Annotated in this window: 15 protein-coding genes; 14 read left to right on the forward strand and 1 reads right to left on the reverse strand. The window is 73.1% G+C overall.

Annotation, left to right across the window (positions count from 1 at the left end; genetic code table 11):
• Positions 1-54: 54 nt before the first annotated feature.
• On the reverse strand, positions 55-2,073 hold the full coding sequence (locus tag OIE69_RS23980) for an N-6 DNA methylase (protein ID WP_326575475.1): 2,019 nt from the start codon (positions 2,071-2,073) through the stop codon (positions 55-57).
• Between the two features lie 221 nt (positions 2,074-2,294).
• Between OIE69_RS23980 and OIE69_RS23985 the strand changes: the two genes are divergently transcribed.
• From OIE69_RS23985 to OIE69_RS24055, 14 genes are all read left to right on the forward strand, one after another.
• On the forward strand, positions 2,295-3,032 hold the full coding sequence (locus OIE69_RS23985; protein ID WP_326575477.1) for a hypothetical protein: 738 nt from the start codon (positions 2,295-2,297) through the stop codon (positions 3,030-3,032).
• A gap of 164 nt (positions 3,033-3,196) precedes the next feature.
• The gene (locus OIE69_RS23990) at positions 3,197-4,105 is read left to right on the forward strand and encodes a GmrSD restriction endonuclease domain-containing protein (protein WP_392567561.1); all 909 of its coding nucleotides are present in this window, start codon (positions 3,197-3,199) and stop codon (positions 4,103-4,105) included.
• A 130-nt stretch (positions 4,106-4,235) separates the two neighbouring features.
• Positions 4,236-4,877, forward strand: a complete 642-nt coding sequence (locus tag OIE69_RS24000) for a SurA N-terminal domain-containing protein (RefSeq protein ID WP_326575479.1) — start codon at positions 4,236-4,238, stop codon at positions 4,875-4,877.
• A 98-nt stretch (positions 4,878-4,975) separates the two neighbouring features.
• Positions 4,976-5,956, forward strand: a complete 981-nt coding sequence (locus OIE69_RS24005; RefSeq protein WP_326575481.1) for a nucleoside triphosphate pyrophosphohydrolase — start codon at positions 4,976-4,978, stop codon at positions 5,954-5,956.
• A gap of 66 nt (positions 5,957-6,022) precedes the next feature.
• Positions 6,023-6,562, forward strand: coding sequence for a DUF6479 family protein (locus OIE69_RS24010; RefSeq protein WP_326575483.1), 540 nt, complete (start codon positions 6,023-6,025; stop codon positions 6,560-6,562).
• Between the two features lie 67 nt (positions 6,563-6,629).
• Positions 6,630-7,331, forward strand: coding sequence for an endonuclease V (locus tag OIE69_RS24015; RefSeq protein ID WP_326575485.1), 702 nt, complete (start codon positions 6,630-6,632; stop codon positions 7,329-7,331).
• Entirely contained in the window at positions 7,324-8,589 is a 1,266-nt protein-coding gene (locus tag OIE69_RS24020; RefSeq protein WP_326575487.1) for a cytochrome P450 family protein, read from the forward strand. The genes OIE69_RS24015 and OIE69_RS24020 overlap by 8 nt, the downstream gene beginning before the upstream one ends.
• A gap of 116 nt (positions 8,590-8,705) precedes the next feature.
• Positions 8,706-9,716, forward strand: coding sequence for a transglycosylase family protein (locus tag OIE69_RS24025; RefSeq protein WP_326575489.1), 1,011 nt, complete (start codon positions 8,706-8,708; stop codon positions 9,714-9,716).
• 182 nt (positions 9,717-9,898) lie between these two features.
• Positions 9,899-11,179 carry a phosphopyruvate hydratase gene (gene eno, locus OIE69_RS24030; RefSeq protein ID WP_326581391.1) on the forward strand — a complete coding sequence of 427 codons (1,281 nt, stop codon included), beginning with the start codon at positions 9,899-9,901 and terminating at the stop codon, positions 11,177-11,179.
• Positions 11,180-11,267: 88 nt separating this feature from the next.
• On the forward strand, positions 11,268-11,768 hold the full coding sequence (locus OIE69_RS24035; RefSeq protein WP_326575491.1) for an FtsB family cell division protein: 501 nt from the start codon (positions 11,268-11,270) through the stop codon (positions 11,766-11,768).
• A 29-nt stretch (positions 11,769-11,797) separates the two neighbouring features.
• Positions 11,798-12,346, forward strand: coding sequence for a DUF501 domain-containing protein (locus tag OIE69_RS24040; protein WP_326575493.1), 549 nt, complete (start codon positions 11,798-11,800; stop codon positions 12,344-12,346).
• The gene (locus OIE69_RS24045; protein ID WP_326575495.1) at positions 12,343-13,284 is read left to right on the forward strand and encodes a Ppx/GppA phosphatase family protein; all 942 of its coding nucleotides are present in this window, start codon (positions 12,343-12,345) and stop codon (positions 13,282-13,284) included. Before OIE69_RS24040 ends, OIE69_RS24045 begins: the two co-directional genes overlap by 4 nt.
• A 364-nt stretch (positions 13,285-13,648) precedes the next feature.
• Entirely contained in the window at positions 13,649-15,022 is a 1,374-nt protein-coding gene (locus OIE69_RS24050; RefSeq protein ID WP_326575497.1) for an NAD(P)/FAD-dependent oxidoreductase, read from the forward strand.
• Between the two features lie 197 nt (positions 15,023-15,219).
• Positions 15,220-16,545 (forward strand): cyclopropane-fatty-acyl-phospholipid synthase family protein, encoded by a 1,326-nt coding sequence (locus OIE69_RS24055; RefSeq protein WP_326575499.1) that lies wholly within the window; start codon positions 15,220-15,222, stop codon positions 16,543-16,545.
• The last annotated feature ends 37 nt before the right edge of the window (positions 16,546-16,582 follow it).

Raw genomic sequence — 16,582 nt, forward strand, 5'->3', positions numbered from 1 at the left:
GTGGTATCGCGAGAGTATCCGCCGCCGCCGACGGGCTGTCACCCGATCCCGTAACTATTCGGGACGCACCGTGCCGTCGGTCAGTCCGTCGTAGAGCCCCTGCACCAACTGCTCGCCCAGCTGTCCCGCCAGCCGCAGGGCCTCCTCGAAGGCGGCCAGGGTGCGGAAGCGCTCCCCGTACCGGCGCTGGTCGGCCAGCGGCAGCCGCGGCACCTGAAGGCGGCGGACGTCCAGCCGGGTCGCGGTGGAGGCGTAGCTGCTGGCCTGGCGGTTGTTGGCGGTGCCGCGCAGGAAGCCGGCGAGGAACCACGGGTCCAGGGCGGCCGGGTCGGGGCGCAGCAGATGGAGGTTGCGGCCCAGGGCCGCCCCGGCGGTGGCGGCGTCGACGACGCGCGCGGCCGAACCCCGGCCGAGCACCGGGACGACGACGTCGCCCTCCCGCGTCAGGACCGGCTCCTCCCCGGGCGGCCCCTCGGGCAGGGTGCCGCTGGGCGCGCCGCCGCCGAGGACGTCGTGCTCGGTGAGCACGGCGGGACCGCCGTCGGGGCGGGCGCTCCCGTTGCCGCCCGCGCGCAGCACCAGTGCCCCGGCGCGGGCCAGTTCGCCGACCGTGGTGAGCGGCCAGCGGGCGGGCTCGGCCGCCCCGGCGGGAGCGGGGGCGAGTTCGGCGGTACGCAGCAGGGTGGCCGCCAGCCGGTCGCGCACCCCGGCGAGCTCGGCCGCCCCGCCGCCAGCGGCGGGCGGCGGCAGATGCCGGGCGGGGGCCAGGTCCACGTCGTCGTCGAGCAGGTCGATGACCTTCAGGGCGCGGCTCACGCCGGGCCGCTCCTCGGTGGTGCCGTGCCGGTCGAAGGACTGCCAGGCGTCCAGCACGGTGGCGCGCACCGTCTGCCAGGGCACCTTCTCGCCCCCGTGGGCGGCGTCCTGCGTGCCCGCGGTGTCGACCAGCAGCAGGTGCGGGGAGGCCGGCGTGCCGGCGCCCGGCCTGCGGAGCACCCACAGGTGGAGCGGGATGCCGTACGGGGGCGCGGCGCCGGCCGGGAGCGCGACCACCGCGCGCAGCGCGCCGCGCCGCAGCAGGTCGGCGCGGATCCGGCGTCCCGAGCGGCGCGAGGCGGCGGCGGGCGGCATCAGCAGCACGACCGTCCCGCCCTCCCGGACCCGGGCCAGACAGTGCTGCACCCAGGCGAGTTCGGACTCGGTGCGGGCCGGGAAGCCGTACTCGAAGCGGGGGTCGTAGGTGAGTTCCTCGTGGCCCCAGTTGCGCTCGTTGAACGGCGGGTGGCACAGCACCGCGTCGGCGGCGAGCCCGGGGAAGGCGTCGGCGCGCAGGCTGTCGCCGCCCGCCACCCGTACCCCGGCGGCCGGGTCGGCGTGCAGCGCGAGCCGCAGCGCCGCGAGCGCGGCCAGGTCCGGGTCGGCCTCCTGGCCGTACACCTCGTGCGGGGCCTCGGCGGCACGCAGCAGGGTGCCGGTGCCGCAGGCGGGGTCCAGCACGGTACGGGCGGGGCCGGCCAGTGCGGCCATCAGCTCGGCGGGCGCGGGCGGGGTCAGCGTGTACTGCCGGGGGTTGGCGTCCAGACAGCGCCCGAGCAGGAACTCGTAGGCCTGGCGCGGTCCCATCCCGGCGGCGAGTTCGGCGGCTCCGCGCAGCAGTTCGGCGTCGACGGGCGCGCCGGGGGCGAACCGTCCCCCGAAGTGCCGCTCGAAGACCTCCCGTACGGCCTCCCCGGCCTCCGTGTCCTGCGCGCCCTTCATCCGGGGCGCGGCGTCGGGGCGTTCACGGATCAGCAGGCAGACGGCGCCGGCCTGCCGGAGCGCGGCCGCGGTGCCCGCGGGATGCGACTCGGCCCGCTGCCAGACCCGTTCGCGCAGCGGGACCTCGGCGAGTTTGCCCTGGGCGCGGAGCCAGCTCTCGACCTCGGACAGCGCGAAGGCCGGGCTGGTGTCGGTGCCCCCCACCGGCTTGGGGAAGTCGGCGTGCCTGCGGCGCCAGTTGCTGACGGCCGCCCGCCCCACCCCGGCCAGCCGCGCGATCCCGGCGGCGGTCACCTCGCTTGCGTTCTCCGGCACCTGGCTGGCTCCCTTCCCGCGCGGGGTACGGCTGTGGCCACGAGCATACCGGTGAACGCTAGATCCGAGGCTTCACGCCGTGAATCCATGTGAATCGAAATCTCATGTTGACTCGGTTCACAGCTCATGCTGTGATTGACCCATCGGTTCACGGAGTCCCTCGGCGTTCCGCCGGCCCGCAACCGTCATCCACACGCTGTCCACCAAGGGGGACGACCCACATGACCACCTCTCGCCGCGCGCTCACGGCCCTCGGCTGCGCCGCCGCCGCCCTCACCATCGCCGCCTGCGGCCCGCTCGGCGGAACGGCCGAACCGGCCTCCACCGCCCTCGCCGACCAGCCGGTCGCCACGATCGGGAAGAAGTCCCTGGCCGCCATGAAGTCCGTCCCGGCGATGACCGTCGCCCTCGACGGCATCACCGACGGCGAGCCGATGAAGTTCCGTATGACGATGGGCAGGACCGGCGACTGCCAGGGCGAGGTCACCGCCGAGGGCGGCACCATGCAGCTCGTCAAGGCGGGCCCCTCGCTCTACATGAAGGGCGACGACGCCTTCTGGAAGGCCCAGGGCTCCGACGGCGCCGCGCTGAAGGACCTCCTCGGCGGCCGGTGGATGAAGACCAAGGCCGACGCGCCGGACAACAAGGACCTCGTCGAAACCTGCGACCTCGACGCGTTCCTCGCCGAGCTGGAGAAGGACTCGGACGCCGACCTGGGCGGGAAGAAGGGCGAGCCCGTCACCCTCGACGGCACGCCCGCGGTGCCGATCACCAGCAAGGACGGCGCCGAGACCACCACCGCCTACGTGGCGACCGAGGGCAAGCCCTATGTGCTGAAGGTGGTCGTCAAGGGCGGCAAGGAGCCCGGCACCCTGCTCTTCTCCGGCTTCGGCAAGCCGGCGGAGGTCAAGGCGCCCGCGGCCAAGGACACCGTCGACATCGACAAGCTGGCCGGCTGAGGCCACCGGCTGCGGTTCCCGGCCCCGGCCCCGGCCTCGGCGCACGCCGCGCCGGGGCCGTCGCCTTCCCTCCCGCCGGGCCGTCACCCGGCGCCGCGCGCCCCACCGTTCGGCCGCCGTACGCCCCCTGCCGGGCCGTACGCCCCACCCCCTAGAGTGCCGAGGTGCTTACAACCAGGGCGGGAACGGCAGCGGCGGCCGTCGCCGTGCTGCTCGGCGCGGGTCTGGCCGGCTGCACCGGCGAGGGTCTCGGCAGCGGCACGGGCAGCGGAGCCGGGAGCGAAGGGGCTCCGAAGGGCAGCGCGCTCAAGGCGGTGGGCGATTTGGCGGTGAAGGGCCGGGCGCCCAAGACGGGCTACGCGCGGGACGAGTTCGGCGCGGCCTGGGCGGACACCGACCACAACGGCTGCGACACCCGGGACGACATACTCCGCCGCGACCTCACCGGCACCTCCTTCCGCGCCGACCGGGGCGGGGACTGCGTGGTCGTCTCGGGCACCCTCGCCGACCCCTACACCGGCAGGCGGATCGACTTCACGCGCGGCCGCAGCACGGTCGACATCGACCATGTCGTGGCGCTCAGCGACGCCTGGCAGAAGGGCGCCACTTACTGGTCCCGCGACAAGCGCCGGCAGATCGCCAACGACCCGCTCAACCTCCTCGCCGTCGACGGGCCGACCAACCGCGGCAAGGGCGACGGTGACGCGGCGACCTGGCTGCCGCCGGACAAGGCCTTCCGCTGCCCGTACGTGGCCCGCCAGGTCGCGGTGAAGAAGAAGTACGGGCTGTGGGTCACCGAGGCCGAGCGGGCCGCCATGGTGAAGGTGCTGGACACCTGCCCCGACGAGCCCCTGCCGGACGCCGGCAAGCCGGCGGCGTCCGGCGGCGGCCCGGATGCCGGCGGCGGGGACGGCGGCGGAGACGGCAAGGGGGGCACCGCCCCCTCGACGGGTGCCACGTACGCGAACTGCGCCGCGGCCCGCGAGGCCGGCGCCGCCCCGCTGCACCGCGGCGACCCCGGTTATTCGCGTTCGCTTGACCGCGACGGCGACGGTGTCGCCTGCGACACCTGAGGTGCCGCGAATCGTTTGCGCAGTGTGTTGTGCAGAGTGCTGGATATCCCGGCGCCTCGCTCAATATCCTCGATCACTGCATCACTGCCAGTTCGTGCACCGTCGCTCGATCCCTTGCCGGGAGGCAAAAATGCTCCGCCGCAGGACTGCGCTCTCCGTCACCGCCGCCGCAGCCGTGCTGCTCGCAGCGCCACTGCTGACGTCCTGCGGCACACCGCACGCGGGTGCCGCTGCCGTCGTGGGCGGCGAGCAGATCACCGTGGAGGCGGTCCAGGCGAAGGTCGCCGCCGTGCGCGCCGCGCAGGAGAAGACCCCGCAGGCCGCCCAGCTCATCGAGGCCAGCAGCGATCTGCAGCGCAACGTCGTGCACCGGCTGGTGCAGAACGAGGTGATCGAGCGGGCGGCCGACGACATCGGCGTCTCCGTCACCCGGCGCGAGCTCCAGGCCGCCCGGGTGGCCAGCGAGCAGCAGGCCGGCGGCAAGGCGGCCCTGGAGGCGCAGTTGCTGCAGACCTACGCGATGGTGCCCGCCGACATCGACGAGAGCATCCGCACCGACCTGCTGATGCAGAAGGTCGCCGCCCACTACGGCGCCGACGTGCAGACCCCCGAGGGCCAGACGGCGCTGATCAAGGTACTGCGGGACACGTCGAAGAGCCTGCGCATCGACGTCAACCCGCGCTACGGCAAGTGGAACTCCGACAAGCTCGACCTGGACGCCACCAAGGACCCGTGGCTGTCCGAGGTCAGCCGCCGTTCCGCCCAAGCCTAGGCCAGGCCCGGGCCTGACCCGGGACGCAGCGTGACCGGGGCCGGGTCCGATCGCGGGCCCGGCCCCGGTGCCGTTCGGCGGCGAGGTAGTTTCGTCGGGTGGACCACTCCGATGACTCCGCCCTCCCGGGCCGCCTGGTACTGCTGACCACCACCCACCGGATCGCCCCCGGCCTGCTCTCCTGGCCCGCCTGGGAACTGCTGCGCGCCGCCGATCTGGTCGTCTGTCCCGACCCGGGGAATCCGCAGCTGCCGTACCTGCGCGAGGCCGGGGTCGCCGTCGAGCCGTCCGCGCCCACCGGGCGGGAGCTGGTCGACCTCACCGGGGGCGGGCGCACCGTGGTCTACCTGGCCGGCGGCGAGGGCGACCGCGCCGTCACCGACGAACTCTCCCGGCTCGGCGGCTCCGGCCGGGTCCACATGCCGGACCTGGAGCTGCTGCCCGGCTCCTACGACCTGCCGGGCGCGCGCCTGCTGGACCTGGTGCAGGTGATGGACCGGATCCGCCGCGAGTGCCCCTGGAGCAGCGTCCGTACCACCGAGGAACTGGTGAAGTACGGCATCGAGGAGGTCTACGAGCTCGCCGAGGCCGCCGAGGAGGGAGACCGGGAGGCTCTGCGCGAGGAGCTCGGCGACGTCCTGCTGCAGGTCGTCTTCCACGCGCGGATCGCGCAGGACGACCCGGAGGAGCCGTTCTCGATCGACGACGTCGCCGCCACCATCGTGGACAAGCTGATCCACCGGCACCCGCACGTCTTCGGCGACGCCGTCGCCGAGACGGCGGAGGACGTCCGCGAGCATTGGCTGCGCACCAAGGCGGAGGAGAAGCGGCGCGGCTCGATCACCGAGGGCATCCCCCTCGGCCAGCCCGCGCTCGCCCTCGCCGCGAAGCTCGGCTCCCGGGCCCGTCAGGCGGGCCTGTCCGTGGCGGTGCCGGACCAGGACGCCGCCGACACCGGTGACCGCCTGCTGGCGCTCGCGCTCGCCGCCCAGGCGGCCGGCATCGACCCGGAGTCCGCGCTGCGCGCCGCCGCGCGCCGCTACCGCGACGCGATCCTGGAGGCCGAGAAGACGGGCTGACCTGCCGCGGAACATCTCCTTCCGCTGTTGTGCGTCAGTCTGGGGCACAGCGGGTAAATGGGACATATGCGAGCACTGGAGCAGATCCAGCTGGCCGTGCCGCACGACTACATCGTCGGCATCGCGCCGTTGGTAGTGGGCATCTTCCTGGTCGGGATCCTGGTCGGCGCCGTGTCGATCGGGATGTGGGCCCGTGGCAAGGAACCGCCCCCCGAGCAGAAACCCCAGCCCCGCGGCGGGGCGTGGCACACCCGCCAGGAGTACGGCCGGGAGACCCCGGCCGACCACGGGCCCGGCCACCAGGACGGCGAGCGGCACACGCTCACCGAATGGCGGGAGCCGGACGAATGGCCCCAGGACGGCGTCCGGCGCCTCCCGCACTCCCTCAAGGGCTTCGGCAACTGGGGCTCCCACGGCGTGAGCAGCCCGGAGGGCGGCACCCCGAGTCCCGGCACCCCGAGTCCCGGCACGCGCAGTCCCGGCACCCGTAGCCCCGAGGGCACCCGCCGTCCGGCGGGCGCCGCGGGCGGGTCGGGCGGGGTCCCCAGGGGCGCGCCGACCCGTTCCGGGCCGGGCCAGGAGGAGAGCGGCAAGGAAGAGCACTGAGCGGCGGCCCAGCGGCGGCCGGGCCCGGGCCCGGCCGCCGCCCGCGGGCGGCCCTAGGCTGACGGCCATGCGCATCGACGTACCGCACGCGTGGCCGCGCGACGAGGCGGAGGCCCTGGCCCTGCAGGACCGGCTCCGCCCGCTGGCGGACCACCACGGCCCCGGCCCGCAGCGGCCGCGGTACGTGGCCGGACTGGACGTCGCCTACGGCGGCGGTCACGGTGCCGAGGGCGACACCGTCGCCGCCGCCGTCGTCGTGCTCGACACCGCGACGCTGGCCCCGGTCGAGCAGGTCACGGCCACCGCCCGGGCCGGTTTCCCGTACGTGCCCGGGCTCTTCGCCTTCCGCGAACTCCCCGTGCTGATCGACGCGCTGGAGAAGCTCTCCGTCACACCCGACCTGCTGCTCTGCGACGGCCAGGGCCTGGCGCACCCGCGCCGCTTCGGGCTCGCCTGCCACCTCGGGGTGGTCACCGGCCTGCCGGCCGCGGGAGTGGCGAAGACGCCGTTCGTCGGCACCTGGGACCCGGCCGCGCTCGGTGACGCCCGGGGATCGAGCGCGCCGCTGGTGGACGCGGGGGAGACGGTGGGCCGGGTGCTGCGCACCCGGAGCGGGGTGAAGCCGGTCTACGTCTCGACCGGCCACGGCGTCGACCTGGACACCGCCTGCCGTCATGTGCTCGCCCTCGCCCCCGCCTACCGCCTCCCGGAGACGACCAGGCTCGCCGACCGGCTCAGCCGCGACCGGCTAACGTCATGGGGTGCATGACAGTGTGACCCCCGACCCCGGCATCCCGGCCGCCCCCGAACTGTTCACCTGGCAGTTCGCGACCGATCCGTACCCCGCGTACGCCTGGCTGCGCGAGCACTCCCCGGTGCACCGCACGACCCTGCCCAGCGGGGTGGAGGCCTGGCTGGTCACCCGGTACGCGGACGCCAAGCAGGCGCTGGCCGACGCGCGGCTCAGCAAGAACCCCGTCCACCACTCCGAACACGCCCACGCCAAGGGGAAGGTGGGTATTCCGGGTGAGCGCAGCGCCGACCTCATGACGCACCTGCTCAACATCGATCCGCCCGACCACACCCGGCTGCGGAGGCTGGTCTCCAAGGCCTTCACCCCGCGCCGGGTGGCCGGGTTCGCGCCGCGGGTGCAGGAGCTCACCGACCGGCTGATCGACGGTTTCGCCGCCAAGGGCGAGGCGGATCTCATCCATGAGTTCGCGTTCCCGCTGCCGATCTACGCCATCTGCGACCTGCTGGGCGTCCCCGCCGAGGACCAGGACGACTTCCGCGACTGGGCGGGCATGATGATCCGGCACGGCGGCGGGCCGCGCGGGGGAGTGGCGCGTTCGGTGAAGAAGATGCGCGCCTACCTGCTGGAACTGATCCAACGCAAGCGCTCGGAGCTCGGCGACGACCTGATCTCGGGGCTGATCCGGGCGAGCGACCACGGTGAGCACCTCACCGAGAACGAGGCCGCCGCGATGGCCTTCATCCTGCTCTTCGCGGGCTTCGAGACGACCGTCAACCTCATCGGCAACGGCACCTACACGCTGCTGCGCCACCCCGAGCAGCGGCGGCGGCTCCAGGACTCCCTCGCCCGCGGCGAGCGCGAACTGCTCGGCACCGCCGTCGAGGAACTGCTGCGCTACGACGGCCCGGTGGAACTGGCGACCTGGCGCTTCGCCACCGAACCGCTCACCGTCGGCGGGCAGTCCGTGGCCACCGGCGACCCGGTGCTCGTCGTCCTGGCGGCCGCCGACCGCGATCCGGACCGCTTCACCGACCCGGACGCCCTGGACCTGTCGCGCCGCGACAACCAGCACCTCGGCTACGGACACGGCATCCATTACTGCCTCGGCGCGCCGCTCGCAAGACTCGAGGCGCAGGCCGCTCTGGCGACCCTGCTGACCCGGCTGCCGGACCTCCGACTGGCCGCAGATCCAGCCGAGTTGAGGTGGCGGGGCGGACTGATCATGCGCGGTCTGCGCACCCTGCCGGTCGCGTTCACGCCGGATAGTGACTGACGTGACGTCAGAACGTGATCTTGGCGTGATCCGTGAGACATCGACTTGTGATGCATGGGCCAAGGCGGCTACGGTCTGGCGCCATCGCAGTATTCGAATGTGAAAGGCGATGGCGCATGCTGAAGTCCGGGAACGGCCGACACCGCAAGCCGCGTCAGGCCCCGACCGCAATGGTCGCGGTAGCGGCGACCGGGGCGGGCCTCACGCTCCCCCTCTTCGCAGCGAGCGGCGCCAGTGCCGCGGACGCCGGCAGCACGTGGAACGCCGTCGCCATGTGCGAGAGCGGCGGTCTGTGGAGCTCGAACACCGGCAACGGGTTCTTCGGCGGTCTGCAGATCACCGAGGAGACCTGGCAGCAGTACGGCGGCGAGCAGTACGCCGAGCGTCCTGACCTCGCCAGCCGCAACGAGCAGATATCCGTGGCCGAGAAGATCCTCGCCGAGCTCGGCCCGGACGCCTGGTCGGGTTGCGCCGACTCCTCGGGGCTCACCGACGCCCTCGACGACCTGCTGCACGGCGGCCACGGCCAGGACGGCCAGGGATCGGGCGACTCCACCGGCTCCGGCGACGAGGACACCGACGGCGCCACCTCCGGCGACGACACCACCGGCACCACCACCCCGGGCACCGGCGACGACACCACCGCCACCCCGGACGCCGACCCGAGCAAGGGCGCCGACTCCGCGACCCCCTCCGCCGGCGACAAGGGCGAGGGCAAGGGCACCGGCAAGCACCGCAAGCCGGAGGCCGGCACCGCCACCGACGGCACCGCCACCGACGGCCCCGCCACCGGGGACACCACGGGTTCCGCCGGGACCCGCGGGCACGGCCCCGCCGGCCTGCCGGCCCACTTCGTGGAGGGCGAGGCCGCCTGGGGCGTCATCCCGCTCGCCACCGACACGCGCGCGGGGACCAAGAAGGCCGACGCCGGCCGGGACAACGACGCGAGCGCCAAGAGCACCACCGGCAAGCGCTACCTGGTGCAGGAGGGCGACTCGCTCTGCGAGATCGCGATGGAGCAGGACGTGACGGGCGGCTGGCGCGGCCTGTACGACGCCAACCGCGACGTCATCGGCGACGACCCGAACGCGATCAGCCCCGGTTCGTACCTGGACCTCGGCCGCTGAGCCGCCCGCGCGCCGCCGGGCCGGGTGTCCACCCCCGCCCGGCGGACGAGGGCTGACATCGGGCTGAACTTTCTCCTCCGTTCCGAGCACGGGCGTGTCCATCCCCCGAGCGTGCCCGGCCGGGGCTTTTCGGGTCGGTTAGGCTCATGCCGAAACGAAGAGACATCCAGAAGGAGACCCACGTGCCGTCCATCGACGTCGTCGTAGCCCGGGAAATCCTCGACTCGCGAGGCAACCCCACCGTCGAGGTCGAGGTCGGCCTCGACGACGGCAGCACGGGCCGTGCAGCCGTCCCCTCCGGTGCTTCCACCGGTGCGTTCGAGGCCCTCGAGCTCCGTGACGGCGACAAGAGCCGTTACCTGGGCAAGGGTGTGGAGAAGGCCGTGCTGGCCGTCATCGAGCAGATCGGCCCCGAGCTGGTCGGCTACGACGCGACCGAGCAGCGCCTGATCGACCAGGCGATGTTCGACCTGGACGCCACCCCGGACAAGTCCTCGCTCGGCGCCAACGCCATCCTCGGCGTCTCGCTCGCCGTGGCCCACGCCGCCTCCGAGGCCTCCGACCTGCCGCTCTTCCGCTACCTGGGCGGCCCGAACGCCCACGTGCTGCCGGTCCCGATGATGAACATCCTGAACGGCGGCTCGCACGCCGACTCCAACGTGGACATCCAGGAGTTCATGATCGCACCCGTAGGCGCGGAGTCCTTCTCGGAGGCCCTGCGCTGGGGCGCCGAGGTCTACCACACCCTCAAGGCGGTCCTGAAGGAGCGCGGCCTGTCCACCGGCCTCGGCGACGAGGGCGGCTTCGCCCCGAACCTGCCGAGCAACCGCGACGCCCTCGACCTGATCGTCGAGGCCATCAAGAAGGCCGGCTACCAGCCCGGCCAGGACATCGCGCTCGCGCTCGACGTGGCCGCCTCCGAGTTCTACAAGGACGGCGGGTACTCCTTCGAGGGCAAGTCCCTGTCGGCGGCCGAGATGACCGCGTACTACGCCGAGCTGGTCGAGGCGTACCCGCTGGTCTCCATCGAGGACCCGCTGAACGAGGAGGACTGGGACGGCTGGAAGACGATCACCGAGCAGCTCGGTGACAAGGTCCAGCTGGTCGGCGACGACCTGTTCGTCACCAACCCCGAGCGGCTGCAGCGCGGCATCGACAGCGGCACCGCCAACGCGCTGCTGGTCAAGGTCAACCAGATCGGCTCCCTGACCGAGACCCTCGACGCGGTCGAGCTGGCCCAGCGCAACGGCTACAAGTGCATGATGTCGCACCGCTCCGGCGAGACCGAGGACGTCACCATCGCCGACCTCGCCGTCGCCACCAACTGCGGCCAGATCAAGACCGGCGCCCCCGCGCGCAGCGAGCGCGTCGCCAAGTACAACCAGCTGCTGCGCATCGAGGAGATCCTCGACGACGCCGCGGTGTACGCCGGCCGCTCCGCGTTCCCCCGCTTCAAGGGCTGAGACCGGCCGTCCGGTGCCGCCCGCCGCAAGCGCGGCGGGCGGCACCGTGCGCAGGCAAGGGCCACCCGAACCCCCACCGGAGGTGCACGTGCCGGATCGCTTCTCCACCGCGACGCGCATCCGTGCCCTCGGGGCACAGGCGCAGGCCCGCGTCTACCGCGCGGCCGGCCGCCCGCGGCCCTCGCTGCCCCGCGGCCGCAACCGGCTGACCGGCCGGGCCGCGCTGCTGGCGCTGGTCGTCTGCGCCCTGGTCGTGGCCCTGGCCTACCCCATGCGCCAGTACGTCGCGCAGCGCTCGCAGATCGCCGACCAGCGCAAGCAGGCCGAGCAGGCACGCAAGCGGGTGGACGAACTGCGGGAGGAGAAGGCCCGCTGGCAGGACCCGGAGTACGTCAAGGCGCAGGCCCGGGCCCGGCTGCACTACGTACTGCCGGGCGAGACGGCGTATACGGTGGTGGAGCCCAGCGGGGCCGCGGCCCCCGAGGGCTCCGGCTCCCGCCACAGCGACAGCGCCGCCCGTCGCCCCTGGTACGCCAACCTGTGGGACGGCGTCGACCACGCGGACGCCGCCGCCGCAGCACACCGTTGACGCGAGCCCCGAAAGAGACACGCCCAGGCATGGAAAAGCCCCCGCCGCAGACCGAGCACGCCCCGCCCACCGAGGCGGACATCGCCGCCTTCAAGGAGCAGCTCGGCCGACCGCCGCGCGGCCTGCGGGCCATCGCGCACCGCTGCCCCTGCGGCAACCCCGACGTGGTGGAGACGGCGCCGCGCCTGGAGGACGGGACGCCGTTCCCGACGCTGTACTACCTGACCTGCCCGCGCGCCGCCTCGGCGATCGGCACCCTCGAGGCCGAGGGCGTAATGAAGGAGATGACGGCCCGCCTCGCCGAGGACGAGGAACTGGCTGCCGCCTACCGCGCCGCGCACGAGGACTACATCGCCCGCCGGGACGCCATCGAGGTCCTGGAGGGCTTCCCCAGCGCCGGCGGCATGCCGGACCGGGTCAAGTGCCTGCACGTCCTGGTCGGCCACTCCCTCGCGGCCGGCCCCGGGGTGAACCCGCTGGGCGACGAGACGATCGCGATGCTGCCCGAGTGGTGGCGCAAGGGCCCGTGCGTGAGCCCCTGCGGCGGTGCCGCGCAGCAGGAGGGCGAGGACCTGTGACCCGGGTCGCCGCCGTCGACTGCGGTACCAATTCCATCCGCCTGCTCGTCGCGGACGCTGACCCCGCGACCGGTGAGATCAAGGATCTGGACCGCCGGATGACCATCGTCCGGCTCGGACAGGACGTGGACCGTACCGGCCGGCTCGCCCCCGAGGCCCTGGAGCGCACCTTCGCGGCCTGCCGTGAGTACGCGGGCGTGATCGGGGAGCTGGGCGCGCGCGAGGTCCGCTTCGTGGCGACCTCCGCCTCGCGTGACGCCGCCAACCGCGACGACTTCGTGCGCGGGGTGGTGGACATCCTCGGCGTCGAGCCCGAGGTGATCACCGGCGACCAGGAGGCGGAGTTCTCCTTCACCGGGGCCACCAAGGAGCTGACCGGGCGGACGGACCTCGAACGCCCCTTCCTGGTCGTGGACATCGGTGGCGGCTCCACCGAGTTCGTCGTCGGCGACGACCGCGTCAGGGCCGCGCGTTCGGTCGACGTCGGCTGCGTGCGGATGACCGAGCGGCACCTGGTCCGCGACGGCGTGGTCACCGACCCGCCCACCGCCCGTCAGATCGCCGCCATGACGCGGGACATCGACGCCGCCCTCGACCTCGCCGAGCGGACCGTCCCGCTGCGCGAGGCCCGCACCCTCGTCGGGCTGGCCGGTTCCGTCACCACGGTCGCGGCGATCGCTCTGGACCTGCCCGAGTACGACTGGGCCGCCATCCACCACTCCCGCATCCCGGTCGAGACGGTGCGCGAGATCAGCGCCCGCCTGCTGGCCGCCACCCACGCCGAGCGCGCCGCGATCCCGGTGATGCACCCGGGACGGGTCGACGTGATCGGCGCCGGGGCTCTGGTCCTGCTGCGGATCATGGAGCGGACGGGCGCCCGGGAGGTCGTGGTCTCGGAGCACGACATCCTCGACGGGATCGCTTGGAGCATCGCCTGAGCAGGGCATTTTCCATCTGAGCGGGCCTTCGGGGCGGTCGTGACACGCCCGCCCCGAAAAGTTCGTGAATTTCTTCACATGAAAGTTCCCGCCGGACGGCCCAACTTTCCGGGGCCGGGGCACCCCGGGGCCCCCAAAGCCCTTGGTACACCGGTGTTTCGGCTGTGTTGCGGGGAGGTGGCGGGGCACCCCCGGATGCCGATCGCCGCTGGTCGGAGGGGGCGCTCAACGCCCGCAGGGCCCCGCGGGTTCCCCCCGGGTGCTGTGGCCCTGATCACGAAGCGGCGCAGTGTAGCAGAGGGCACCGCAAACCTTGTGAAGGGGCTCACGAGGTACCCCCTCGGGGGTGGTGAATACTCGAAGCATGAGCACCACGGAGCGTCCCAGGATCCTCGTAGTAGGCGGAGGGTACGTCGGCCTGTACGCGGCGCGGCGCATCCTCAAGAAGATGCGTTACGCGGAAGCGACGGTCACCGTCGTCGACCCGCGCTCGTACATGACGTACCAGCCTTTCCTGCCGGAGGCCGCCGCCGGCAGCATCTCCCCCCGCCACGTCGTGGTGCCGCTGCGCCGCGTGCTCCCCAAGGCGGAGGTCCTCACCGGCCGGGTCACCACCATCGACCAGGACCGCAAGGTCGCGGTCGTCGAGCCGCTGGTGGGCGAGACCTACGAACTGCCCTTCGACTACCTGGTGATCGCGCTCGGCGCCGTCTCCCGCACCTTCCCGATCCCGGGTCTCGCGGAGCACGGCATCGGCATGAAGGGTGTCGAGGAGGCCATCGGCCTGCGCAACCACGTGCTGGAGCAGCTCGACAAGGCCGACTCCACCACCGACGAGGACGTCCGCCGCAAGGCGCTCACCTTCGTCTTCGTCGGCGGCGGCTTCGCCGGCGCCGAGACGATCGGCGAGGTCGAGGACATGGCCCGCGACGCGGCCAAGTACTACACCAACGTCAAGCGCGAGGACATGCGCTTCATCCTCGTCGACGCCGCCGACAAGATCCTCCCCGAGGTCGGTCCCGAGCTGGGCACCTGGGGTCTGGAGCACCTGCGCGAGCGCGGCGTCGAGGTCTACCTCAGCACCTCCATGACCTCCTGCGTCGACAAGCACGTGGTGCTCGCCAACGGCCTGGAGGTCGACGCCTCCACCATCGTGTGGACCGCGGGCGTCAAGCCCAACCCGGCGCTCGCCAGGTACGGTCTCCCGCTCGGCCCGCGCGGCCACGTGGACACCGCCGCGACGCTCCAGGTCCAGGGCACGGACTACATCTGGTCCGCCGGTGACAACGCCCAGGTCCCCGACCTGGCCTCCGGTCCCGGCGCCTGGTGCCCGCCGAACGCCCAGCACGCGCTGCGCCAGGCCAAGGTGCTCGGCGACAACGTGGTGTCGGGCATGCGCGGCTTCCCGCAGAAGCCGTACAAGCACGCCAACAAGGGCGCCGTCGCCGGCCTCGGCCTGCACAAGGGCGTCGCCCTGGTCCGCTTCGGCAAGATGAAGCTGAAGTTCAAGGGCCGCCTGGCCTGGTACATGCACCGTGGCTACCACGGCATGGCGGTCCCGACCTTCAACCGCAAGATCCGGGTCCTCGCGGACTGGACGCTGGCGGTGTTCCTCAAGCGCGAGGTCGTCTCGCTCGGCGCCATCGAGAACCCCCGCGAGGAGTTCTACGAGGCCGCCAAGCCGGTCCCGGCCGCGGCGGTCACCGCCGAGGCCGTCAAGGCCAAGGCCAAGGCCTGATCAGGTAGCAGTACGGCCGAAGGGCGTCCGCCATCCGTGGGGCGGGCGCCCTTCGTCGTGCCCGTGTCCCTGGCCCCGGGGCACAGGACATGAGATGGGTAGAGGTAAAGAAGCGGTAGTGCGGGAATGTCGGTGTATCCCGCATCCGTTTCCCAGCCCAGTGGACCCGTCTTCATGGAGGCACGGAGGTACGCGCCATGGCCGATGCGGCCGGACGACTGACCGCCCTCGCCGAGCAGGCGCTCGGCGTCCCCGTCCCGTTGCGCATTCGCGCGTGGGACGGCAGCGAGACCGGACCGCCCGACGCCCCGACCCTGGTCGTACGGCACCGCAGGGCGCTGCGCCGGCTGCTGTGGAAGCCCGGCGAACTCGGCCTGGTCCGCGCCTGGGTGGCCGGTGAACTCGACGTCGACGGCGACCTGTACGAGGCGCTGGACCGGCTCTCCGGGCTGGTCTGGGACCGCCCCGCCGAGGACGGCGGGACCTCACCGCGCCGTCTGCTCGGCATCGCGCGGGATCCCGAGACCTACCGGCTGGCCCGCGAGGCGCTCGCCCTCGCCGGCCCCGGACTGCCGCCGCCCCCGCCGCCGGAGGAGGTCCGCAGACGCTCCGGCGTGCTGCACAGCCCGATCCGCGACCGGCAGGCGATCAGCCACCACTACGACGTCGGCAACGACTTCTACGAGCTGGTGCTCGGCCCGTCCATGGTCTACTCCTGCGCCTACTGGGAGGGGCCGGACGCGACCCTGGAGGACGCGCAGCGGGCCAAGCTGGACCTCATCTGCCGCAAGCTGGAACTGCAGCCCGGGCAAAGGCTGCTGGACGTCGGCTGCGGCTGGGGCTCCATGGTGCTGCACGCCGCCGAGCACTACGGCGTCCGCGCCACCGGCGTCACGCTCTCCACCGAGCAGGCCTCCTACGCGCGCAAGCGGGTCGCCGACGCCGGCCTTGCCGACCGGATCGAGATCCGCGTGCAGGACTACCGGGCGGTCGACGACGGGCCGTACGACGCTATCTCCTCGATCGGCATGGCCGAGCACGTGGGCCGCGAGCGCTACCGGCAGTACGCCGGGGTGCTGCACGGGCTGCTGCGGCCCGGCGGGCGGCTGCTCAACCACCAGATCGGCCGCCGCCCCTGGGCGGACGAGGAGGCCTACCACGTCGACGAGTTCATCGACCGGTACGTCTTCCCCGACGGCGAGCTGGCCCCGGTCGGCTCCACGGTCTCCCGGCTGGAGGAGGCCGGGCTCGAGGTACGGGACGTGGAGGCGATCCGCGAGCACTACGCCCTGACCCTGCGGCAGTGGGTCGTCAACCTGGAGGCCCGCTGGCCCGAGGCCGTCCGCCTCGCCGGCGCCGGCCGCGCCCGCGTCTGGCGGCTCTACATGGCGGCCTCCGCGCTCTCCTTCGAGCAGAACCGCATCGGCGTCAACCAGGTCCTCGCCGTCCGCCCGGACAAGGACGGCGGTTCCGGGATGCCCCGTACCCGGGCCGACTGGCTGGGCCCGGGCCGGCAGGCCTGACGCACCTCGGGGCGGGGACCGTCCGGCCCCCGCCCCG

This window comes from Actinacidiphila glaucinigra, assembly GCF_035918135.1.
Classification (GTDB): domain Bacteria; phylum Actinomycetota; class Actinomycetes; order Streptomycetales; family Streptomycetaceae; genus Actinacidiphila; species Actinacidiphila glaucinigra.

Coding starts and splice junctions, on each gene's coding strand:
- OIE69_RS24010 (WP_326575483.1), top strand. CDS start 6,023: ATGCGAGCACTGGAGCAGATCCAGCTGGCCGTGCCGCACGACTACATC.
- OIE69_RS24000 (WP_326575479.1), top strand. CDS start 4,236: ATGCTCCGCCGCAGGACTGCGCTCTCCGTCACCGCCGCCGCAGCCGTG.
- OIE69_RS24055 (WP_326575499.1), top strand. CDS start 15,220: ATGGCCGATGCGGCCGGACGACTGACCGCCCTCGCCGAGCAGGCGCTC.
- OIE69_RS24015 (WP_326575485.1), top strand. CDS start 6,630: ATGCGCATCGACGTACCGCACGCGTGGCCGCGCGACGAGGCGGAGGCC.
- OIE69_RS24040 (WP_326575493.1), top strand. CDS start 11,798: ATGGAAAAGCCCCCGCCGCAGACCGAGCACGCCCCGCCCACCGAGGCG.
- OIE69_RS24050 (WP_326575497.1), top strand. CDS start 13,649: ATGAGCACCACGGAGCGTCCCAGGATCCTCGTAGTAGGCGGAGGGTAC.
- OIE69_RS24025 (WP_326575489.1), top strand. CDS start 8,706: ATGCTGAAGTCCGGGAACGGCCGACACCGCAAGCCGCGTCAGGCCCCG.
- OIE69_RS23985 (WP_326575477.1), top strand. CDS start 2,295: ATGACCACCTCTCGCCGCGCGCTCACGGCCCTCGGCTGCGCCGCCGCC.